At 60.4% G+C, this 22,368-nt stretch carries 16 protein-coding genes; 1 reads left to right on the forward strand and 15 read right to left on the reverse strand.

Translation table 11 applies throughout. From position 1 onward, the window contains the following. Position 1: 1 nt before the first annotated feature. Positions 2-3,502, reverse strand: a complete 3,501-nt coding sequence (gene mfd / locus GA0061103_RS23455) for a transcription-repair coupling factor (RefSeq protein ID WP_092715449.1) — start codon at positions 3,500-3,502, stop codon at positions 2-4. Continuing rightward, positions 3,499-3,813: an FAD assembly factor SdhE gene (locus GA0061103_RS23460; RefSeq protein WP_092715451.1), complete on the reverse strand. Its 315-nt coding sequence runs from the start codon at positions 3,811-3,813 to the stop codon at positions 3,499-3,501. The genes mfd and GA0061103_RS23460 overlap by 4 nt, the downstream gene beginning before the upstream one ends. A gap of 173 nt (positions 3,814-3,986) precedes the next feature. Here GA0061103_RS23460 and recG point away from each other — a divergent pair, with 173 nt between their 5' ends. Further along, positions 3,987-6,092 (forward strand): ATP-dependent DNA helicase RecG, encoded by a 2,106-nt coding sequence (recG, locus tag GA0061103_RS23465; RefSeq protein ID WP_092715880.1) that lies wholly within the window; start codon positions 3,987-3,989, stop codon positions 6,090-6,092. A 42-nt stretch (positions 6,093-6,134) separates the two neighbouring features. On the opposite strand, the gene GA0061103_RS23470 is transcribed toward recG, so the two are convergent. From GA0061103_RS23470 to GA0061103_RS23530, 13 genes are all read right to left on the reverse strand, one after another. Then, on the reverse strand, positions 6,135-7,559 hold the full coding sequence (locus tag GA0061103_RS23470) for an esterase-like activity of phytase family protein (RefSeq protein WP_245304861.1): 1,425 nt from the start codon (positions 7,557-7,559) through the stop codon (positions 6,135-6,137). 303 nt (positions 7,560-7,862) lie between these two features. After that, positions 7,863-8,561, reverse strand: coding sequence for a DUF502 domain-containing protein (locus tag GA0061103_RS23475; RefSeq protein WP_092715455.1), 699 nt, complete (start codon positions 8,559-8,561; stop codon positions 7,863-7,865). A 177-nt stretch (positions 8,562-8,738) separates the two neighbouring features. Further along, a complete protein-coding gene (gene glmS, locus GA0061103_RS23480; protein WP_092715456.1) occupies positions 8,739-10,565 on the reverse strand; it encodes a glutamine--fructose-6-phosphate transaminase (isomerizing) in 1,827 nt (608 codons plus the stop codon). A gap of 116 nt (positions 10,566-10,681) precedes the next feature. After that, complete coding sequence (gene glmU / locus GA0061103_RS23485; protein ID WP_092715458.1) at positions 10,682-12,043, reverse strand: bifunctional UDP-N-acetylglucosamine diphosphorylase/glucosamine-1-phosphate N-acetyltransferase GlmU; 1,362 nt, start codon at positions 12,041-12,043, stop codon at positions 10,682-10,684. A 102-nt stretch (positions 12,044-12,145) separates the two neighbouring features. Further along, complete coding sequence (locus GA0061103_RS23490; RefSeq protein ID WP_092715460.1) at positions 12,146-12,892, reverse strand: FadR/GntR family transcriptional regulator; 747 nt, start codon at positions 12,890-12,892, stop codon at positions 12,146-12,148. 16 nt (positions 12,893-12,908) lie between these two features. After that, on the reverse strand, positions 12,909-13,877 hold the full coding sequence (yjfF, locus tag GA0061103_RS23495) for a galactofuranose ABC transporter, permease protein YjfF (RefSeq protein WP_092715462.1): 969 nt from the start codon (positions 13,875-13,877) through the stop codon (positions 12,909-12,911). Further along, on the reverse strand, positions 13,874-14,902 hold the full coding sequence (locus tag GA0061103_RS23500) for an ABC transporter permease (RefSeq protein ID WP_092715464.1): 1,029 nt from the start codon (positions 14,900-14,902) through the stop codon (positions 13,874-13,876). Before GA0061103_RS23500 ends, yjfF begins: the two co-directional genes overlap by 4 nt. Continuing rightward, complete coding sequence (gene ytfR / locus GA0061103_RS23505; RefSeq protein WP_092715882.1) at positions 14,899-16,422, reverse strand: galactofuranose ABC transporter, ATP-binding protein YtfR; 1,524 nt, start codon at positions 16,420-16,422, stop codon at positions 14,899-14,901. The genes GA0061103_RS23500 and ytfR overlap by 4 nt, the downstream gene beginning before the upstream one ends. A gap of 128 nt (positions 16,423-16,550) precedes the next feature. After that, complete coding sequence (gene ytfQ, locus GA0061103_RS23510; protein ID WP_092715466.1) at positions 16,551-17,513, reverse strand: galactofuranose ABC transporter, galactofuranose-binding protein YtfQ; 963 nt, start codon at positions 17,511-17,513, stop codon at positions 16,551-16,553. 142 nt (positions 17,514-17,655) lie between these two features. Continuing rightward, complete coding sequence (locus GA0061103_RS23515; RefSeq protein ID WP_092715468.1) at positions 17,656-18,732, reverse strand: BMP family ABC transporter substrate-binding protein; 1,077 nt, start codon at positions 18,730-18,732, stop codon at positions 17,656-17,658. A 53-nt stretch (positions 18,733-18,785) separates the two neighbouring features. Then, positions 18,786-19,706, reverse strand: coding sequence for an ABC transporter permease (locus GA0061103_RS23520; RefSeq protein WP_092715470.1), 921 nt, complete (start codon positions 19,704-19,706; stop codon positions 18,786-18,788). Further along, on the reverse strand, positions 19,703-20,788 hold the full coding sequence (locus tag GA0061103_RS23525) for an ABC transporter permease (protein WP_092715472.1): 1,086 nt from the start codon (positions 20,786-20,788) through the stop codon (positions 19,703-19,705). The genes GA0061103_RS23520 and GA0061103_RS23525 overlap by 4 nt, the downstream gene beginning before the upstream one ends. Further along, on the reverse strand, positions 20,778-22,352 hold the full coding sequence (locus GA0061103_RS23530) for an ABC transporter ATP-binding protein (RefSeq protein ID WP_092715474.1): 1,575 nt from the start codon (positions 22,350-22,352) through the stop codon (positions 20,778-20,780). Before GA0061103_RS23530 ends, GA0061103_RS23525 begins: the two co-directional genes overlap by 11 nt. Positions 22,353-22,368: the final 16 nt, after the last annotated feature.

Consider the following 22,368-nt stretch of genomic DNA (forward strand, 5'->3'; position numbering starts at 1 on the left):
ACTATTTCGCCAACTCCGCCAGTTGCGTCATGACCACAGCCGCCCCCTGCAGCCGCTTTTCCGGCGTCGGCAGGTCGCGGGTCAGGAACACGCTCTGGTCGGGGCGGATCTTTGCCATCGTGCCCTGCTTGGCGATGTAGCCGACGAGGTTGGCCGGATTCGGAAATTCCTTGTTGCGGAACTGCACGACGACACCCTTCGGGCCGGCGTCCAGCTTCTCGACATTGGCGACGCGGCAGAGCGACTTGATGTAGACGATCTTGAGCAGGTGCTGAACCTCGATCGGCAAGGGACCGAAGCGGTCGATCATTTCGGCGCCGAAACCATCGATTTCCTTGAGTTCGGTGATCTCACCGAGGCGGCGATAGAGAGCCATGCGCAGATGCAAATCGGGCACGTAATCGTCGGGGATCATCACCGGCGTGCCGACGGAGATCTGCGGCGACCAGCCGGTATCCTGGATCTCGTCGACGCCCTTGACCTCGGCGACAGCCTCTTCGAGCATCTGCTGGTAAAGCTCGAAGCCGACCTCCTTGATATGGCCGGACTGCTCCTCGCCGAGCAGATTGCCGGCGCCGCGGATATCGAGATCGTGGCTGGCAAGCTGGAAGCCGGCGCCGAGCGTATCGAGCGACTGCAGCACCTTGAGCCGGCGCTCCGCCGTCGTCGTCAGCACCTTGTTGACGGGCAGCGTGAAGAGCGCGAAGGCGCGGACCTTGGAGCGGCCGACACGGCCGCGCAGCTGATAAAGCTGGGCAAGGCCGAACATATCGGCGCGATGGACAATCAAGGTGTTGGCCGTCGGCACATCGAGGCCGGATTCGACGATGGTGGTGGAGAGCAGCACGTCATAACGGCCTTCGTAGAAGGCGTTCATGATGTCTTCCAGCTCGCCGGCCGGCATCTGACCATGCGCGACCGCCACCTTCAGCTCCGGCACATCAGACTGCAGGAAGGCGTGGATGTCGGCGAGATCGGCGAGACGCGGACAGACATAGAAGCTCTGGCCGCCACGATAATGCTCGCGCATCAGCGTTTCGCGGATCACGAGCGAATCGAAGGGCGAAATGAAGGTGCGCACGGCCATGCGGTCGACCGGCGGCGTTGTGATGAGCGACAGTTCGCGCACGCCGGTCATGGCAAGCTGCAGTGTGCGCGGGATGGGCGTCGCCGATAGCGTCAGCACATGCACGTCGCTCTTCAGCTCCTTCAGGCGTTCCTTGTGCTTCACGCCGAAATGCTGCTCCTCGTCGATGACGAGCAGGCCAAGATTGGCGAATTTAATGCCGGCGCCGAGGAGCGCATGCGTGCCGACGACGATATCGGTCTTACCCTCGGACACTTCCTTCTTGGTGAGCGCCAGATCCTTGGCGCCGACCAGACGGGACGCCTGTTGTATTCGGATCGGCAAGCCGCGAAAGCGCTCGGAAAAGGTCTTGAAATGCTGCCGTGAAAGCAAGGTCGTCGGTACGACCACCGCCACCTGCACGCCGTTCATGGCAGCGACGAAGGCGGCGCGGAGCGCCACTTCCGTCTTGCCGAAGCCGACGTCGCCGCACACGAGACGGTCCATCGGCCGACCGGCGCCGAGATCCTCGCGTACCGCCTCGATGGCGTTCATCTGGTCGTCGGTTTCGTCATAGGGAAAGCGCGCAGCAAACTCGTCATAGAGGCCATCCGGCGTGCTGAGTACCGGCGCATGGCGCGTCAAGCGCTCGGCCGCGACGCGGATCAAGTCACCAGCGATATCCAGAAGGCGCTTCTTGAGCTTGGCCTTGCGCATCTGCCAGGCGCCGCCGCCGAGCTTGTCGAGCTGCGCCTCGGTGCCCTCGCCGCCAAAGCGCGAGAGCAAATCAATGTTTTCGACCGGCAGGAACAGCTTGGCGTCATCGGCATAGCGCAACTCAAGGCAGGCATGCGGCGCGCCGGCAGCTTCGATGGTCCTGAGGCCAACGAAACGACCGATGCCGTGCTCGGCATGAACGACGATCGAACCTTCGTCGAGGCCGGCCACTTCCGAAATGAAATCGGCGGCACGCTTGCGGCGCTTGGCGCGGCGCACCATGCGGTCGCCAAGAATATCCTGTTCGCCGATGACGATGAGATCGCCGGCCTCGAAACCCGCTTCCAGGCTGAGAACGGCAGCAGCCGCCTCGCCTTTCGCCAGACTGCCGAGATCCTTGAAGGCCTCGATCGTCTTGACGCGTGCCAGCCCGTGTTCGGAGAGCACCTGCAGCAGGCGATCGAGCGAGCCTTCGGTCCAGGCCGAAATCAGCACCTTGCCGCCCGCCGCCCGCTTGTCGGCGATATGCTTGACGACCGCATCGAAGACGTTGACGCGCTCGCTGTCGGCGCTATCGGTGGCGGAGCGTGCCCAGCGCGGTCCCTGGCGGGCGTCGAGGCTGACGACACGGCGTGCCTCGCCCTCGTGCTCGTTGAAGGGCGAGATACGAATGGCGCCGAAGGCATCGAGCGCGTTGCCGAAAGCCTTGCCATCAAGATAGAGCTGGCCGGGCGTGACCGGCTTATAGGGCGTGCCCTGCGCCATCTGCCCCTTGGCCTGCTGACCGGAATTCAGGCGGGCATCGTAATAGTCGAAGACGAGCTTGGAGCGTTCCTCGGCCGCCTCGCGCACGGTGTGATCCGTCACCAGCCGGAAGCCCTTGAGATAGTCGAAAACTGTCTCCAGCTTCTCGTAGAAGAGCGGCAGCCAATGTTCCATGCCGGCATAGCGGCGCCCCTCGGATACCGCCAGATAGAGCGCGTCGTCGCGCGTGGCCGCGCCGAAGGCAGAGAGATAATTCTTGCGGAAACGGCTGATCGTATCCGGCGTCAGCGTCACCTCGCTCATCGGATTGAGATCGAGCGAGCGTACCTGCCCCGTCGTGCGCTGGCTGGCCGGATCGAAGCTGCGGATGCTTTCCAGCGTATCGCCGAAGAAATCCAGGCGCACCGGCTCTTCCGTGCCGGGAACGAAGACATCGAGAATGCCGCCGCGCACGGCATATTCGCCGACCTCGCGCACGGTCGCCACGCGCTCGAAGCCGTTGCGCTCGAGGCGGGCCGCGATATCGTCCATCCGGACCTGGTTGCCGGGACGTGCCGAGAAAGCCAGGCTCTCGATGATATCCTGCGGGGCGACCTTCTGCAGCATGGCGTTGACGGTCACCAGCACGATCGCCGCATGCGGCTTGCGATGATGCGCGATCAGGCCGGACAAGGCGGCCAGGCGCCGGGCCGAGGTGTCGGAGCTCGGGGAAACTCGGTCGTAGGGAAGGCAATCCCAGGCCGGCAGAGTAAGCACTGGAATTTCAGGCGCGATGAAGCCGAGCATCTGTTCGACATCGGCCATGTGCTGACCGTCGGACATGACATAGGCAACCGGCTGGCCGGCCTTTGCCATTTCGGCAATCAGGAATGGCTCCATGCCGGCGGGAACATGACCAACCGTCATCGGCTCACTTGCGGCGAGCAGCTTCTTCGCGTCGAAACCGGGGATCATTTCGTTAATCCGAACCTTTCGGCGATCTCTTCGAAATCGGGCTTGTAGGATGCCAGCCGCTCAAAGAGCGGCGTCTGCAGGTGCTGCGGCGTCGGTTCACTACCGAGGATCCATTTAAGAAGATCGTTGTCCTCTTCGGCCATGATGCGTTCCAGCTCATCAAGATCGGCTTCAGCGAGGTCCGGCAACTCGTTATCGGCAAACTGGCCGAAAACCAGATCCATCTCGCGGATGCCGCGATGCCAGCAACGGAAAAGGACGCGCCGACGGCGAGGATCGAGATCGGCACTGCTGAGGGTCAGCCCAGTCATCAAAAACACCTTTATGTTGATGCGTCTCTATAAAACCAGCGCTCAAAGGTGGGAACCGGTTTTTCAGAAAAAAGCACCTGCGATGCAATTTTCCGGGGAGTGTTGACCTCAAAGAGATCGAGTTCTTCGCTGCCCCTTGCCAAATGCGCCCTGCCCGTCGCATTTTGCCGGCCATGCGTCCCGCTATCCTCGACCCGCTGTTTGCCTCCATCTCCTCGCTATCAGGCGTCGGGCCGAAGGTATCCGAGCTGCTGGTGAAGCTGCTGGATCGGGAAACCATCGACGATTGCCGCGTCATCGACCTGATTTTCCACGCGCCGCATTCGATCATCGACCGGCGCGAACAGCCGGGCATCGCCCGAGCACCGCAGGGCGCCATCGTCACCATCACCGGCCGCGTCGACCGGCATCAGCCACCGCCCAATGCGCGCAGCAACGTGCCCTATCGTGTCTACTTGCATGACGAGACTGGAGAACTGGCACTGGTCTTCTTCCGGGGCAAGGCGCAATGGCTGGAAAAACAGCTACCGATCGACGAGACCGTAACCGTCAGCGGCAAGGTCGACTGGTTCAACGGCCGGCCGTCGATGGTGCATCCGGATTACATCATGCGCGAGAGCGAGGCCGAGAACCTGCCTCTGGTCGAGCCGGTCTATCCACTGACCGCCGGCCTCACGCCGAAATTCCTGCGCAAGACCATCGAGGCGGCGCTGCCGCGCATTCCGCAACTGCCCGAATGGGACGACCTTGCGCTTACCCAGAAGCAGGGCTTTCCATCGATCTCCGATGCCTTCCACATGCTGCATGCGCCGAGAGATGCGGCCGATATCGATCCGCAATCTCCCGCACGCCGACGGCTTGCCTATGACGAATTCCTTGCGGGTCAATTGTCGCTTTCCCTCGTGCGCCAGAGGCTGCGCAAGGTTGCGGGACAGCCGGTGCATGCGACGGGAGAAATCAGCCACAAAATACTGGAATCTCTACCCTTCTCGATGACGAACAGTCAGCGCGACGCGGTGGCTGATATTCTGAAAGACATGGCGGGCACCGAACGCATGCTCCGGTTGCTGCAGGGTGATGTCGGCGCGGGAAAGACGCTTGTGGCGCTGATGGCGATTGCTGCTGTGATCGAAAGCGGTGGTCAGGCCGTGCTGATGGCACCGACCGAAATCCTTGCTCGCCAGCATCATGCGACAATCTCGAAATTCGCAGCGAATGCAAATCTTTCCGTCGAAGTCCTCACGGGTCGCACGAAGGGACGCGAACGCGATGCGATCCTTGAACGTATCGCCTCCGGCGAGGCGCAGATCATCATCGGCACCCACGCTCTGTTCCAGGATAGCGTCGCCTATGCCAACCTCATGCTTGCCGTAGTCGACGAGCAGCATCGCTTCGGCGTTCACCAACGTTTGCGCCTGACCGCCAAGGGCATCTCTCCGCATATGCTTGTCATGACCGCGACGCCGATCCCGCGGACGCTGGTGCTGGCCGCGTTTGGCGATATGGACGTTTCCAAGCTCACCGAGAAGCCGGCTGGGCGCAAGCCGATCCAGACGATCACCATCCCGAACGAGCGAACCGGCGATATCGTCACCCGCCTGAAAAGTGCGCTAGCGGAAGGCAAAAAAGCCTATTGGATATGCCCGCTTGTGGAAGAATCCGAAGAATCCGATTTAATGTCGGTCGAAGAGCGGCATGAGACGCTGACCAAGGCACTCGGCCCCGGCATTGGGCTCATCCATGGCCGGATGAGCGGCCCGGAAAAAGACGCCGTGATGATGGCCTTCAAGAATGGCGAAATCCGCCTGCTGGTCGCCACGACGGTTGTCGAAGTGGGTGTCGACGTGCCCGACGCGACCATCATGGTCATCGAACATGCGGAGCGGTTCGGCCTGGCGCAGCTGCACCAGCTGCGCGGCCGCGTCGGACGCGGCGATGAGGCCTCGACCTGCATCCTGCTCTACAAGGGACCGCTCGGCGAAACCGGACACGCCCGGCTTTCGATCATGCGCGAGACGGAAGACGGCTTCCGTATTGCCGAGGAGGATCTGAAGCTACGTGGCGAAGGCGAGCTTCTCGGCACGCGCCAGTCCGGCACGCCGGGCTTCCGCATCGCCAGCCTGGAAGCCCATGCCGATCTTCTGGAAATCGCCCGCAAGGATGCCGCCTACCTTATCGAGCGCGATCCGGAGCTGACCGGCGAGCGCGGCATGGCAGTACGCACCCTGCTCTACCTTTTCCGCCGCGACGAGGCGATCCGGTTCCTGCGAGCGGGATGAGCGGATGGACGCGTTAGCCGCGTCCATCCCTTTCTCACAACATTACTTGGCAGCGAGGCCTGGAATGGTGACCTGAAATACCTGGAACATGGTGTCGACATCGCCACCGCCATCGCCCTTGTAGGCGGCGCCGACCTGAAAACCATCCTGGGTCAGGAAGTCGTTGTCGTTGGCAACGAACAGGAAGTAATCGTCCGGCAGCTTCGGATCCTGAACGCTGACGAGCGACATGGCCTCCCATTTTTCCGAGAGATTGTTGCGGTCGTTCGGTGCGCCGTTATGCAGGTCGAAACGGGCCAGATCGGCATCATTATTGATGTCGATGAACTGGCTGACTGCTGCCGGCTTCACGGATGAATCGAGAACGCCCTTGGGAGCGACCGCCGTATCGGCGTCGAACTTGCTGCCGGCGATGTCGGTCGCAGCGGACACGTCGACGGCGACGATGCTGCGGTAAAGCGACTTGTCGCCCTTTTGGCCGTAGCCATTGTTGCTGTCGCGGGCCAGCATCAGAAAGCTCGTCGGCGAGAGAGCATAGATCTCGCTCTGCGCCGCAACGGCCGTCTTGCCCTTATCATTGGTGAAGACCGGCAGCGGCACGACATATTCGTGCACCAGCTTCAGATTTGACGGATCGGCGGCATCATAGACCAGCGCGCGGGTATTCTGGCGGGTGGAACTGGAGTCGCCACCATCCTGGCGCGTTGCGGACTGCAGCACGGCGATCAGGAACTTGCCATCCGGCGTCAGCGACATGCCTTCCAGGCCCTGGTTGTTCTGGCGGCCGCTGGTCGGATCCTTCGGATCCGGAGCGGATTCACCGGGAGCGGGGTTGTTGGAAGCGAAGTTGACCACGCCATTGCGCATCGGCAGCAAGGCCGCCGGCGGAGGGGTGGCGGACATCATGCGGCCATCGGCAGCGAAGCGGTAGATATAGGGGCCGTACTCGTCGCCGATGAACATCGTACCGTCGGGCAGTCGTGCGATCGCTTCCGTATCGAGCGAGATCTTGCCGTTCGGCGCCTCGGGCAGGAGCGGCATCGCGCCTGCCGCCTTGCGGGTGCCATTGGCCGGATCGAGACCGGTCGTGTCGGCGCCCTTATCGTCCTTCAGAAGCGTTGTCTCGACGAGCTTGGCGTCGACGCCAGACTGCTCCTTGCCAGCCGCCGGGGTGGCACCCAGAGCGACGGGGGTCAGCGTGACTTCAATCGTATTCAGACGTGGGCGATAATCGGTCGTGCCGACGGCATTGTAGCCGCGATCCGGCAGCAGCCACAACGAACCCTTGTAGGTGCCATCGGCATTGCGGACCCAGCTCTTGGTGTCGATGGACATGCCCGAACCGGAACCGAAGGTTTCGCCGAACTTGTCGCGCAGATTGGCGGGGATGCGACCGACGGCGACGCGGCCCTTGTTGACGAGCGTCACGCCTTCAACCGTTACAGAACTATCCGCCAGTGCCACCATAGGGGCCGCGAAAACAAATGTGGCCAATGCCGCCGACAACAGCGGCAGGTTCTTCGAACGCGTATATCTCAAGACAATATCCTCCTGATGAAAACCTTTGTGGAGACAACGGCATCCATCTCCGGCTGGCCTGTCAGGCCGCGTTGAAGAATCGCAGCCCGGCGCCGGCGCGCCGAACATTCGATGCTGAGATACATGCGATTATCTGTCCCCAACGACGATCTAAGGCGTCAATATGATAGGGGCATGACAGTTCGCGTAACACGCGAGGATATCAATCCAACTACAGGAATGGGAGTAGTTCTAGGTCAGCGACTTCATGGGAACAGGCTGCCGCAGCTCCTTGGTCGCGATCAGTTCCTTGTAATCAGGCGCCACGAGGCCGCCCGAGATCAGCAGCTTGGCGCCATCCTCCGGGCTCATATCGAGCACGGTGATCTTTTCGCGCGGAACGAAAACGAGAAAGCCCGCCGTCGGTACAGGCGTCGGCGGCAGGAACACCGCCACCATGTCCTGGCCCATGGCATTGAATTTCGAGGCGATCTCGCCCTTGGCATCCGTCGATATGAACACCATGGACCAGAGGCCGGGGCTCGGATATTCGATCAGCCCGACCTTCTTGAACGAGGTGCCCTGCTCCTTCAGTACGGTTTCGAAGATCTGCTTGACACTCTTGTAAATGGTTCGAACCAGCGGCACGCGATTGACGATCGACTCGCCGAAACGGACGATGCTTTGGCCGATCAGGTTTTTGGCCAGGAAGCCGACGAGCGTGATGAAGATCATCGCGATCACCAGGCCGGTGCCGGGGACGGCGAAATTCAGGTAGCTCTCGGGATCATAGCGTGCAGGGATATAGGGGCGCACCCAGCTATCGGCCCAGTGGACCACCGACCAGGTAAGCCAGAGGGTAATGGCGATCGGAGCGCAGATGATCAGGCCGGCCAGGAAATTGTTTCTGATCCGCGTGGTTACGGACATTTTGATGAGTTTTTCAGTCATTCGCCGCTCGAAAACTCCGTTTCGCCGCCTACCGCTACCCGGCAAATCCTCCCCACCATCTCTGTATAAGAATCGTGCCAGAAATCAGCGCGGCATACAACCCGCCAGCCGCTTCTGCGAGCCGAACAAACGCCCGGCTCACGACGACGTGACAGCAAATGCGGGACGGAAGTTGTCCTATTCCACGGTGACCGATTTGGCGAGATTGCGCGGCTGATCGACGTCCGTGCCCATGAAGACAGCCGTATGATAGGCAAGCAGTTGAATCGGCAGCGAAAAGATAATCGGTGCGATGATCTCATCGACGACGGGCAAGGTGATCGTCGCCATGGTCGGCAATGTCGAGGCTGCCGCGCCAAGCTCATCCGTGATGAAGATGATTCGGCCGCCGCGCGCCGCCACTTCCTGCATGTTGGAAACGGTCTTGTCGAAGAAGCGATCATGCGGGGCGATGACGATGACCGGCATATTTTCGTCGATCAGTGCGATCGGCCCGTGCTTCAACTCGCCAGCCGCATAGCCTTCAGCGTGGATATAGGAGATTTCCTTCAGCTTCAGCGCGCCTTCCAAGGCGAGCGGGAAACTGGTGCCGCGACCGAGATAAAGCACGTCCTTGAACTTCGATATCTCGCGCGACAGGTTTTCCATCTGCGGCTGGATGATATTCAGGACATTCGCCATGATGCGCGGCATCTCGACGAGATGGCGCACCATTTCTTCCTCATCCTTGGCGCTGATCGTGCCGCGAGCGACACCGGCACCGATCGCCAGCGATGCGAGAACGGCAAGCTGGCAGGTGAAAGCCTTCGTCGAGGCGACACCGATCTCGGGACCGGCCAGGATCGGAAACACCGCGTTGGATTCACGCGCGATGGTCGACTCCCTGACGTTGACCACGGCGCCGATCTTCAAACCGTTGTCCCGGCAATAGCGCAGCGAGGCCAGCGTATCGGCCGTTTCGCCGGACTGCGAGATGAACAGCGCCGCCTGCGACGGCGACAACGGCATTTCGCGATAGCGGAATTCGGAGGCAACATCGATTTCGACCGGAAGACGCGCATAGCGCTCGAACCAGTATTTGCCGATCAGGCCAGCAAGATAGGCGGTGCCGCAAGCCGAAATCGCCAGGCCGGACACGCTGCCGAAATCGATCGTCGAGACGTCTGGACGCACGCGATGGCTGCCAAAATCGACGTAATGGCTCAGCGCATGGGAGATGACTTCCGGTTGTTCGTAGATTTCCTTTTCCATGAAATGGCGATGATTGCCCTTATCGACCACATAGGCGGTCGCTTGGGAAATCTGCCGCGGTCTTTTCACTTCCTTGCCGTTGAAATCAAGAATGGTCGCGCCGCTATGCGTGACAATAGCGCAGTCACCATCGACCAGATAGGTGATCTCGTTGGTAAACGGTGCAAGCGCGATGGCATCCGAGCCGAGGAACATCTCACCCTTGCCGTAACCGACGGCGAGCGGCGGGCCGGAACGCGCTGCCATCAGTGTGCCGGGATCGTTCTGGAACATCACAGCCAGTGCATAGGCACCCGTCACGCGGTTCAGCATCTTCAGCATGGCCGCACGCGGCTCGAGGCCGTCACGGATGTAATTCGCCAGCAGGTGCGCGACGACTTCGGTATCGGTCTGCGAGGCGAAGACCCTGCCTTCGGCCTTCAGCTCCTCACGGAGTTCGGAAAAGTTCTCGATGATGCCGTTGTGGACGACGGCAACACCTTCGACGAAATGCGGATGAGCGTTGGTTTCATTGGGAACGCCATGCGTTGCCCAGCGCGTATGGGCAATGCCTGTGGTGCCAGGCAAAGGATCGGACTCGAGCCGCTTTTCCAGATTGAAGAGCTTGCCCTCGGCGCGGCGGCGATCCATCGCGCCGTCATGGATCGTCGCAACACCGGCCGAATCATAGCCGCGGTATTCGAGACGCCGCAGCGCATCCACCAGGCGATCCGCTACGGGTTTCGTTCCGACAATGCCAACAATACCGCACATACAGCTCTCCGTTTGACCTCAGATAATGAGGGCAAGTCCTAATCATTCCTAGCATTTTCTCAATTGGCACAACGGTCACTTTCGATTTCCGACCGTTACGTCAGCCGACCAAGGGTTTAGTGACCACCCTTCTTCGCTGCCTTGATGGCAAGGGCTCTCTCACGGATCACCTTGGCACGCTCGGGTTTCACCTCCTGACGCGCGCGACCGAAGGCCAAGGCGTCGGCAGGTACGTCGTCGGTGATGACACTGCCGGAAGCAACATAGGCACCGTCGCCGATGCGTACGGGCGCCACGAGGGAGGAATTGGACCCGACAAATGCATTTGCGCCGATATGGGTCTCGTGCTTGTTCACTCCGTCATAGTTGCAGGTGATGGTGCCTGCGCCGATGTTGCTCTCAGCGCCGATCGTGGCGTCGCCGATATAGGTCAGGTGACTGACCTTCGCACCCTCGCCGATCTTGCCGTTCTTGACCTCGCAGAAGTTTCCGACCTTGGCACCATCTGCAAGATCGGCACCCGGACGCAGCCGGGCAAAGGGTCCGACCGTCGCGCCGGCACTGACATGCGCGCCCTCGATATGAGAGAAGGCATGGATGACGGCGCCCCCATCGATCACCGCGCCTGGGCCGAAGACGACATTCGGTTCGATCAGCGCGTCCTGGCCGATCACGGTGTCATAGGCCAGGAACACGGTTTCGGGCGCGATCATGGTCACGCCCGAGAGCATCAGCTCATGGCGCCGGCGCTCCTGCCAGAGGCGCTCGATGAAGGCGAGTTCGGCGCGATTGTTACAGCCGGTCATTTCGACCTCGGGCGCATCGACGGCAACGGCGTGTCCCCCGAGCGAACGGGCTATCTCGACAAGGTCTGTAAGGTAGTATTCGCCCTTGGCATTGTTGTTGCCAATGCGATCGAGAAGATCCAGCGCCTTGCGGCCGTTGATCGCCATCAGTCCGCTATTGCACCACTTTATCGCCAGCTCGGCATCGGTGGCGTCCTTGGCTTCTCGAATGGCAATCAGTTCGCCATCCTTGACCAGCAATCGACCGTAGGCATTCGGATGGTCTGTGTGAAAACCGATAACGACGATGTCGTTGCCATCGGCCAATCCCTGGCGGGCGGCGCGAAGCGGCACATCGGTCAGCAGAGGGACGTCTCCGTAGGCGACGATAATATCGTCATATCCGCGAGCGATCGCCTCGCGCGCCGCCAGCACGGCGTGACCGGTGCCGAGCCGCTCCTTCTGCAGATAGGATTCGACGGAGATGCTGCCGATCGACGACGCCGCGCTGACCTCATCCGCATTACGCCCGACGACCAGAGCCGCCGCCGAAATCTCGGTCTTGGCAATCGCCTCCATGACATGGGCGATCATCGGACGCCCGGCAATCGGATGCAGGACCTTCGACATCGACGACTTCATGCGGGTACTGTCGCCGGCGGCGAGGATGATGGCGAGGCAGCTGCGTTCCATTTCAAGCTCCGAGATATACGGTCAATCACCGCCCGGGGGCTGGGCGACTCCCCTCATATCAACAAGTCGAGCGCTGAACTACGGCGAAATTCAAGGCGGCCTTCAGGCCTCGGCAAGAGCCTCGAAAGCTTCGAGGACATGCTGACGCCCATCGATGATCACAAATTCCATCGCCTTATGGGCCGAAAGACCGTCACGCGCCGCTATCGCGTCCACTATGGCCATATGCGTATCCGCAATATTGGCAAAGCCATTGGTTGAAGGCGGCGCGCTCATGCGGAACATGCCGACAAGTGCGGCTTCGATAAGTCCACCCAGCGATCGCATGAATGGGTTCTGCGAAGCCTCCGTAACCGCCAGATGGAAATGCAGATCGGCGACCGCGAGACTATCGGAGGTATGATGCGGCGCTGCCATGGCAGCGGCAAGACTGCGAAGCAGTTCGATGTCCTCCTGACTGGCCCTTTCCGCCACGAGGCTCGCGGCAAAAGGCTCGAATGCCATGCGTATGTCGTAAAGATGGAGAAGGAACTCCTTGTTGACGCCGCTTTCGAAATGCCAATTGAGCACTTCGTTGTCGAACATGTTCCAATGGATCTTCTCGGTGACGCGTGTGCCGACGCGCGCGCGCGGCACCACCAACCCCTTTGCGGCCAAAGTCTTCATACTCTCACGCAGGACCGTGCGGGATACCTTGAATCGTTGCAGAAGCTCGCTGTCGCCTGGAAGAATGCTTCCGATCGGAAATGCGCCAGAGACAATCGCCTTGCCCAGCTCATCGACCACCTGAGCGTGGCTCGTGCGCGATTTTCCCTCTGATTTTCCGGTCTCAAGCAATCGGTCGCGCAAGCGCTCTGTCCTTCCCTCAGACATATCGTCGATTCAAGCGGGAAAGCAGCAGAAGTCCCTTCTGCATCAGAATAAAGGCAAACAGCAACAAGCCGATCAATATCTTCGTCCACCAGCTGGAAAGCGTTCCATCGAAGGTGATGTAGGTCTGAATCAAGCCCTGTATGAGAATTCCGATGAGTGTTCCTCCGACGAACCCCGCTCCTCCCGTCAGCAGTGTTCCGCCTATAACCACGGCAGCGATCGCATCGAGTTCGACGCCGACCGTGGCAAGCGAATATCCTGCTGAGGTATAAATGGAAAAAACGATTCCGGATAGACCGGCAAGAAAGCCCGATAGCGCGTAGATCTGGATCGTCGTTCGCCCGACCGGCACGCCCATCAGCTCCGCGGTCTGCGCTCCGCCGCCCAGCGCGTAGACATTGGCACCGAAACGGGTGCGATGCGCCAGCACGATACCGCCAGCAAAGACGAGCAGCATGAGGCCGCCGATCAAAGTCAGCCGGCCGCCGCCGGGCATCAGCCAGTAGAGATCGTTGAGCTGAGAGTAGAAATCATGCTCTATCGGAATGCTGTCGATCGACAGCACGAAGGCGATGCCCCGCGCCAGGAACATGCCGGCCAGAGTCACGATGAACGGCGGCATGCTGAGATAGTGAATGATGGCGCCCATGCCGGCGCCAAAAATCGTCGTGATCACAAGGACCAGAGCGAAAGCGATCAAGGGATGGATCGCGGTATCACGAAGGACGATCGCCAGGAACACGCCGGTAAAGGCAATGACCGAGCCGATGGAGAGATCGATCCCGCCAGAGATGATCACGAATGTCATACCGACGGCTGCTATACCGAGAAAGGCGTTGTCGGTCAGAAGGTTGCCGACCACGCGTGTCGACAGCATGTTGGGGTACTGCGTCACGCAGCCGGCATAAGCCAGGATGAAGATGACGATGGTCGCAAGCAGTGGAAGATATTTCGAATTCACTTTGCCTGCTCCTTTTGCACCATCTGCCCGTCGCCGCGCCGGCGCCAGAAAAATGCAGTTGCAGACTGCATGGCGGGCGACTGGATGACCAGAATGACGATGACGATGATCGCCTTGATCACCAGATTGAACTCCGGCGGAAAGCCGGAGAGCAGGATGCCCGTATTGACCGATTGAATGATCATCGCGCCGATCAGCGAACCGACGATGCTGAAACGGCCGCCGAGCAGCGAATTGCCGCCGACCACGACTGCAAGAATCGCATCCAGCTCAAGCCACAGACCGGCATTGTTGGCGTCCGCCCCCTTGATGTCGGCCGTAAGGATGATGCCGGCGATGGAGGCACAGAGACCGCTCAATGCATAAACTGCGATGAGCAGGACCGGGGTGCGGATACCGGAGAGCGTGCTTGCCCGGCGGTTGATGCCGATGGCTTCGACCAGCATTCCGAGCGCCGTGCGCCGAACGAGAAGAATCACGGCCAGCGCGGCGACGAGCCATATGACCACCGGCATCGGCAACGCCGCGAAAGAGCCGCCGCCCAGAAAGGTCAGTCCGTCATTGTTGAAAGTGAGGATCGTGCCCTCGGTGATCAATTGCGCGATGCCGCGGCCGGCGACCATCAGAACCAGCGTCGCGATGATCGGCTGAATATCGAGCGCGGCAACGAGGAAACCGTTCCAGAGCCCGCATGCCAGACCGATGCCGATCGTCAGCAACAGCGTATAGGCAAGCGAATAGCCCGCAACGATCGAGGATGCCGCGACAGCACCGCAGATGGCGATCACCGCGCCGACCGAAAGATCGATCCCCTTGGTGGCGATGACCAGCGTCATACCGATCGACAGCAGCGCCACCGGCGCACCGCGATTGAGCACGTCAATGAGGCTTCCGTAGAGTCTTCCATTCTGAATTTCCAGATGAAAGAAATGCGGGAACATAATGAAATTCAACAGAAGAATGACTGCAAGCGCTATGAGCTGCGGCATGAGGCGAAATAGGGATGCCTTGATTTGCAAGCTCATGCGTCCTCCAGCGTCTTTTGAGCCGTGGCGATGGCCTCGACGATATTTCCGGCCGTTATCTCGCTGCCGGCCAACTCGGCAATATGCTCGCGATCACGCAGAACGATGACGCGCGAACTATAGGCGACTAGCTCCTCGAGTTCGGATGAAATGACCACCAGGGACATTCCCTGTCGGCAAAGGTCCTCGATCAGACGAATGATTTCCGCATGAGCACCGACGTCGATGCCACGGGTGGGTTCATCCAGGATCAGGAAGCTCGGGTTGGTCGCCAGCCACCGCGCGAGGATCGCCTTCTGCTGATTGCCACCAGACAGAAGCCTGATGGGTTTTTCCCGGTCGGTCGTGCGGATATCGAGCGCCTTGATGTAGCGATCGGCGATGGCATTCTGTTCGCTGCGGGCAAGAGGTCTCGCCCAGCCCCGCCTTGCCTGCAGTGCCATGATGATGTTTTCACGAATGGAAAGATCGCCGATGATGCCATCGGTCTTGCGGTCTTCCGGACAAAAGCCGAAGCCGCTCTTGATCGCGGCGCGCGGACTGGAAAGCGTAATCGTCTTGCCTTCGATCCTTGCTTCACCGCTGTCGGCGCGCTCGACGCCGAAGAGCACTTCGGCAGTTTCCGTACGCCCGGAGCCAAGCAGGCCGGCAATGCCGACCACTTCGCCGACGCGCACCTCCATGTCGAAGGGCTTGATCTTGCCGCGCTTGCCGAAGTTCGTGAAGTGATATCGGACCGGGCCGCTTTCCGTCTCGCTCTGTTTCGCCGTGCTTTCCGTTTCAGCAAGTTCGCGGCCAAGCATCATGGCGATCAGGGTTTGTCGTGGAAGGCCGCCCGCGTCGCGTGTGCCGACCAGGCGACCGTTGCGGAGAACGGTGATGCGATCGCAGATTTCGTAAACCTGCTCCAGAAAATGCGTAATGAAAACAATTCCGAGCCCGCGTTGCTTCAACTGCCTGACGATGCCGAACAGCATTTCGACTTCATGCGTGTCGAGGCTCGCAGTCGGCTCGTCGAGGATGAGGACTTTGCCGGAAAGATCGACGGCCCGAGCAATTGCGATTACCTGCTGGATTGCTACGGAGAAGCGGTCAAGCTGGCGGCTGACATCGATATCCAAGCCATACTGCGACAGCAGATCGCTCGCCATGTTGTTCATCAACCGGCTGCTGACCAGACCGAACCGCCGCGGCTGGCGGCCCAGAAAAAGGTTTTCCGCGACGCTCAGATTGGGCAGCAGGTTCACTTCCTGATAGACGGTTCCGATGCCGAGGTTCTGCGCGGCAAGCGTGTCATGCGGATCGATCTCGGCCCCGTCGAGAACCAATGTACCGGCATCGGGCCGATAGGCGCCGGTCATGCACTTGATCAGTGTGGATTTTCCGGCACCGTTTTCGCCGAGCAGCGCGTGAACCTCGCCGCGCATCAAAGCGAAATCGACGTGATCGAGAGCGGTCGAGCCGGGGAAATATTTACAAAAACCTGTCGCTGTCAGAAGTCGCTCTACGTCGTGAGCCATGAAGCGCGAATTTCCTTGGAATGAATCAAATTGCGAAAGCGACAGCCGGCGCATTCCTTAGATGCGCCGGCATCTGCACAAGACATCGCACCGGCGGCGTTGCCAGTCCGGTGCGATGGGCTTTCGTCTCAGTAGCCGAGATCCTTCTTCTGCTCGTAGACCTTCTGCGGATCATCGGCCTGCGTGTAGAGCTTGGACTCAGTCTGGATCCACTTCGGCGGCTCCTTCTTGGTCTTCAGGTAGGCATCCAGCGCATCGAAGGCCGGACCGGCCATGTTCGGGGTCAGCTCGACGGTCGCATTCGCTTCGCCGGCCGCCATGGCCTTGAAGAGATCCGGAACCGAATCGACCGACACGGTCAGGATATCCTTGCCCGGCTTCAGACCGGCTTCCTTGATCGCCTGGATGGCGCCAACGGCCATATCGTCGTTATGGGCATAGAGCGCGCAGATGTCCTTGCCGCCGTTCTCGGCCTTCAGGAAGCTTTCCATGACTTCCTTGCCCTTGGCGCGGGTGAAGTCACCGGTCTGGCTGCGAACGATCTTCAGGTTGTCATGACCCTTGATCGCCTCTTCGAAGCCCTTCTTGCGGCCGATAGCCGGTGAGGAGCCGGTCGTGCCCTGCAGCTCGACGATATTGCACTTCTTGTCACCGACTGTCTTCACGAGCCAGTCACCGGCAACCTTGCCTTCATGAACCAAGTCGGACGTAACGGCGGTCAGATAAAGGTCCTTCGGCGCGTTGACCGTGCGGTCAAGCAGGATGACCGGGATCTTTGCTTCCTTGGCTTCCTTCAGGACGGCATCCCAGCCGGTTTCGACGACGGGCGCGAGAAGGATCGCATCGACGCCTTGCGCGATGAAGGAGCGGATCGCCTTGATCTGATTTTCCTGCTTCTGCTGCGCGTCGGCAAATTTCAGGTCGATGCCGCGCTTCTTCGCTTCCTGCTTCGTCAGCGTCGTTTCAGCCGCACGCCAACCGGACTCCGAACCGATTTGCGAGAATCCGACGACCAGGTCTTTAGCCGATGCCGACGTAAACATGCAGGCAGCAAGCATCGTGGCACTGATCAGTGCAGTCTTCAATTTCATGATATCCTCCCAAAGGCCGTTTCCTCAGGCCCGCAGTCAAAAAATCATATAGTAATACTTTTGTAAATCGGCATTCGATGATGCAGTGCAACAAAAAAGGGCGCCTTTGGCGCCCTTTCTCAACTTAGACTATTTAGTCTGCTTATTTCGAAGCCGGCAGCTTGTCGTCAACGCCTTCGATGTAGAAGTTCATGCCGAGCAGCGTGCCGTCGTCAGCCTTTTCGCCAGCCTTCAGCCAGGGCGTGCCGTCCTGCTTGTTGATCGGACCGGTGAAGGGAGCGAGTTCGCCGGACTTGATCTTGGCTTCGGTTTCCTGAGCCATCTTCTTCACGTCGTCAGGCATGTTGGTGTAGTCGGCCATCTTCAGGATGCCGTCCTTCAGGCCGTCCCAGCTCTGCTCGGACTTCCACTTGCCGTCGAGCAGCGCATGAACGCGCTTGGAGTAGTAATTGCCCCAGGTGTCGACGATGGCAGTCAGCTGCGCCTTCGGGCCAGCCTTGATCATGTCGGAAGCCTGACCGAAGGCATGAATGCCGCGCTCTTCGGCAACCTGCATCGGCGCCGTCGTATCGGTATGCTGCGTCAGGATATCGACGCCCTGGTCGACCATCGCCTTGGCAGCATCGGCTTCCTTGCCGGGGTCGAACCAGGTGTTGACCCATACGACCTTGAGCTTGAAGCTCGGATCGATGGAGCGGGCACCCTGCTCGAAGGAGTTGATCCCCATGACGACTTCCGGAATCGGGAAGGACGCGATGTAGGCAGCACCATGGTTCTTCGACATCTTGGCGGCGATCTGGCCAAGGATGTAGCGGCCTTCATAGAAGCGCGAGTTGTAGGTCGCAAGATTCGGGCCGCTCTTGAAGCCGGTCGCATGCTCGAACTTCACCTTCGGGAACTTGGCGGCAACCTTGACGGTCGCATCCATGAAGCCGAACGAGGTCGAGAAGATCAGCGAGCAGCCGGAACGGGCAAGACGCTCGATGGCACGCTCGGCATCCGGGCCTTCCGGCACGTTTTCAAGGTAAGGCGTATCGATCTTGTCGCCGAATTCCTTCTGGATCTGCTGGCGGCCGAGATCATGCGCCTGCGAGTAGCCACCATCCGTATGCGAACCGACATAGACGAAGCAGACCTTGGTCGGCGCCGCTTCGGCGGCGGCAGCGAAACCAACGATGGCGGCGGCTGTCGTTGTGAGGGCGAGTGCTAGTTTTTTCATGGTTACCCCTGTTGGTTTGACATGTTTTGCAGAAATCGGTCCGGCCGTTGCAATCAGCGCTCCGGAACGAAGGCCTTGCCGAGCGACGCTGGCGTGTTGATCAAGGTCGCGCGACGATTTTGAGAGATGATGACGAGAACCACAATAGTCGATGCGTAGGGTAGCATCGACAGGAATTGCGCGGGTATGCCGACGCCAAAACCCTGCGCGTGAAACTGCAGGATCGTCACGGCACCGAAGAGATAGCCGCCGGCCATCACACGCATCGGCCGCCAAGATGCGAAGACGACGAGAGCCAGCGTCACCCAGCCACGGCCGGCCGACATGTTCTCGACCCATTGCGGCGTGTAGACGAGCGAGAGTTGCGCGCCGGCAAGCCCGGCGCAGGCACCGCCGAACATGACGGCGAGATAGCGGGTGCGGATGACATCGATGCCAAGCGCATGGGCCGAGCCGTGGCTGTCGCCGACGGCGCGCAGCTTCAGGCCGGCACGACTGCGGAAGAGGAACCAGTTCACGCCGATCAGCAGCGCGATCGAGAGGTAGAAGGTCAGGTCCTGCTTGAACAGCACCGAGCCGATCAGCGGAATATCCGACAGGAACGGGAAGACGATCTCGTGCAGCTGTACGCCCGGCACGCTGACATAGCCCTCGCCGATCATGCCGGAAAGGCCGAGGCCAAGAATGGTCAACGCCAGACCGGTCGCCACCTGGTTCGTCACCAGCGTCAAGGTCAGGAAGCCGAACAGCAATGAGAAGAGCGCACCGGCAATAATGCCGGTCAACAGGCCGACATAGGGCGACCCGCTCATCTGCGCGCCGACGAAAGCGGCGACGGCACCGATGATCATCATGCCTTCGACGCCGAGATTGAGCACGCCGGAGCGCTCCGCCACCAGTTCGCCGAGGCCGGCGATGACGAGCGGCGTTGATGCGGTGATGATGGTGAGCAGAATTGCTTCGAAGACGCTCATGCCGCACCTCCCCGAACCCGCGACCAGACCAGCCGGATTTTGTAATAAATCAGCGTGTCGCAGGAGAGCACGAAGAACAGAAGCAAGCCCTGGAAGACGCTGGCCGCCTTGGCGGAAATGCCGGGTGACAATTGCGCCGCCTCGCCGCCGAGATAGGTGAGCGCCAGCACCAGACCGGAAAGGATGGCTCCGAGCGGATTGAGGCGTGCGAGGAAGGCAACGATGATGGCGGTGAAACCGTAGCCCGGCGAGATCGCCGGCTGCAGATGGCCGATAGAGCCGGAGACCTCGGATATGCCGGCCAGCCCAGCCAGTGCGCCTGAGAAAAGGAAGGCGAACCAGACCATTTTTCGCGAGGAAAAGCCGGCAAAGCGCCCTGCCCGTGCCGACTGGCCGAGCACCACGATCTCGAAGCCTTTCAGCGTGTACTTCATCAGGAACCAGGCGAGGATCGCCGCAACAACAGCAAAGACGATGCCCCAATGTGCGCGCCCAGAATCCTCCCAGATCGCCGGCAGGACCGCTTCGGGCGGAAAATCGATGCTCTGCGGGAAGTTATGACCCTGCGGATCGCGCCACGGCCCGCGCGACAGCCAATCCAGGAAAAGCTGGGCAATATAGACGAGCATCAGGCTCGTCAGGATCTCGTTGGTATTGAAATGCGCCTTCAAGAGCGCCGGGATGGCGGCATAGAGCGCACCGCCGATGGCGCCCGCAATCAGCATCAAAGGCAGGACCATCGGCGAATGCCAATCGGTGAAGACGATCGGGATGAAGGAGCCGGCGACAGCTCCCATCGTGAACTGGCCCTCGGCACCGATGTTCCAATTGTTGGAGCGGTAGCAGAGGCAAAGACCGACGGCGATCAGGATCAGCGGCCCGGCCTTGATCGCCAGTTCGTGCAGCGACCAGACTTCCAGCAAAGGTTCAACGAAGAAGGCGTCGAGCGCCTCGACGGGATCCTTGCCCATGAGGGCGAACATGATGGTGCCGGCAATCAATGCCAATGCAAGTGCAAGCAACGGCGACAGGATGCCGAACAGCTTCGAGACCTGCGGGCGCTTTTCGAGTTCAATGCGCATGTGCAGGCTCCGAATGCGTCTTTGCTTCATGCAGCCCGCCCATCAGCAGGCCGATCTTTTCGCGGGTCAGCTCTCCAGCCGGGTAGGATGGCGATAGGCGCCCTTCCGAGATGACGGCGATATCGGTCGCGACCTCGAAAATCTCATCGAGATCCTGGCTGATGACGACTACGGCCGAACCATCGCGGGCAAGATCGACCATCGCCTGGCGGATGCGGCTCGCAGCACCTGCATCCACACCCCAGGTCGGCTGGTTGACGACGAGGACGCTTGGCTGACGGTCAAGCTCGCGGCCAACGATGAACTTTTGCAGATTGCCGCCCGAAAGCGCGCCGGCGGCCGGATCTTCGCCGCTCTTGCGCACATCCATCGCCTCGCAGATCCGCTTCGTCGCCTGCCTGACTGCGCCGTGCCTGATGATGTTGAGGAAGCGTCCGCTCAAAAATGCCTTGCGATCCGACTGATTGCGGGCGAGCACGAGATTGTCGGACAGTTTCAGCGCCGATACGGCGGCGTGACCGTGACGTTCCTCCGGCACGAAACCGGCTCCGAGCAGCCGGCGCGCGTTAATGCCCTTGGTGCCGACGCCCTTGCCGCGCAGCTGGACCAGATCATCCGCTACGACCGTATATTCGCCCGAAATGACATCGAAGAGTTCTGCCTGGCCGTTTCCGGCCACGCCGGCTATCGCCAGCACCTCGCCGGCGCGCACGCGCAGCGAAAGATCCTTGAGCGACATGGCAAAGGGAGTGCGCGCGGGAGCGGAAAGGCCGGCGACCTCCAGTAGAATATCGCCTTTCTTGTCCAGGCCTTCATGCTGCACGCTCGCGACATCACTGCCGACCATCATGCGGGCGAGCGATCCCGTTGTCTCCTGCCGTGGATCGCAGGCCCCGGTAACCTTGCCGTGCCGCAGCACGGTAGCGCGCGAACAGATGCGCTGTACCTCTTCCAGCCGGTGGCTGATGTAGAGTACCGAGCGCCCCTCGTCTCTGAGCTGATACAGCGTCTCGAACAGGCGATCAGCTTCCTGCGGCGTCAGAACGGAAGTGGGCTCATCCAGGATAATAAGCTTCGGGTTCTGCAGCAGCGCGCGGAGAATTTCGATGCGCTGACGCTCGCCAACCGACAGATCGGCAACATGCGCATTGGGATCGAGCGGCATGCCATAGGCGCGCGAAAGCTTTGCCGTCTCCTCCGCGACCTTAGCGAGCGGGATATTGTTGTCGAGCGAGAGCGCGATGTTTTCCGCGACGGTCAGCGCCTCGAAGAGGCAAAAATGCTGGAACACCATGCCGATCCCGAGCTTGCGCGCCGTACTCGGCGCGTCGATCGACACAGGCTGCCCCTGCCAGACGATCTGCCCGTGCGACGGCTCGAGCACGCCGAACAGCATCTTGACCAGCGTGGATTTGCCAGCGCCGTTTTCGCCGAGAAGGGCGTGAATTTCGCCTGGCTGGATTTCAAGATCGATTTCGTTGCAGGCCGCAAAACTGCCGAACAGTTTCGTCAGTTTGCGAACCGACAATAGTGCACCGGTTGCCGGCGCATCAGATGACGACACGTTCCCCTCATTTCCT

The organism is Martinezella multihospitum, from assembly GCF_900094585.1.
Classification (GTDB): Bacteria; Pseudomonadota; Alphaproteobacteria; order Rhizobiales; family Rhizobiaceae; genus Rhizobium; species Rhizobium multihospitium.

What these genes read in the sequence shown, in the direction of transcription:
- mfd (WP_092715449.1), bottom strand. Translation starts at nt 3,502, where the DNA reads ATGATCCCCGGTTTCGACGCGAAGAAGCTGCTCGCCGCAAGTGAGCCG.
- GA0061103_RS23520 (WP_092715470.1), bottom strand. Translation starts at nt 19,706, where the DNA reads ATGAGCGTCTTCGAAGCAATTCTGCTCACCATCATCACCGCATCAACG.
- GA0061103_RS23515 (WP_092715468.1), bottom strand. Translation starts at nt 18,732, where the DNA reads ATGAAAAAACTAGCACTCGCCCTCACAACGACAGCCGCCGCCATCGTT.
- GA0061103_RS23460 (WP_092715451.1), bottom strand. Translation starts at nt 3,813, where the DNA reads ATGACTGGGCTGACCCTCAGCAGTGCCGATCTCGATCCTCGCCGTCGG.
- GA0061103_RS23475 (WP_092715455.1), bottom strand. Translation starts at nt 8,561, where the DNA reads ATGACTGAAAAACTCATCAAAATGTCCGTAACCACGCGGATCAGAAAC.
- GA0061103_RS23470 (WP_245304861.1), bottom strand. Translation starts at nt 7,559, where the DNA reads ATGGTGGCACTGGCGGATAGTTCTGTAACGGTTGAAGGCGTGACGCTC.
- glmS (WP_092715456.1), bottom strand. Translation starts at nt 10,565, where the DNA reads ATGTGCGGTATTGTTGGCATTGTCGGAACGAAACCCGTAGCGGATCGC.
- GA0061103_RS23525 (WP_092715472.1), bottom strand. Translation starts at nt 20,788, where the DNA reads ATGCGCATTGAACTCGAAAAGCGCCCGCAGGTCTCGAAGCTGTTCGGC.
- ytfQ (WP_092715466.1), bottom strand. Translation starts at nt 17,513, where the DNA reads ATGAAATTGAAGACTGCACTGATCAGTGCCACGATGCTTGCTGCCTGC.
- glmU (WP_092715458.1), bottom strand. Translation starts at nt 12,043, where the DNA reads ATGGAACGCAGCTGCCTCGCCATCATCCTCGCCGCCGGCGACAGTACC.
- ytfR (WP_092715882.1), bottom strand. Translation starts at nt 16,422, where the DNA reads ATGGCTCACGACGTAGAGCGACTTCTGACAGCGACAGGTTTTTGTAAA.
- GA0061103_RS23500 (WP_092715464.1), bottom strand. Translation starts at nt 14,902, where the DNA reads ATGAGCTTGCAAATCAAGGCATCCCTATTTCGCCTCATGCCGCAGCTC.
- recG (WP_092715880.1), top strand. Translation starts at nt 3,987, where the DNA reads ATGCGTCCCGCTATCCTCGACCCGCTGTTTGCCTCCATCTCCTCGCTA.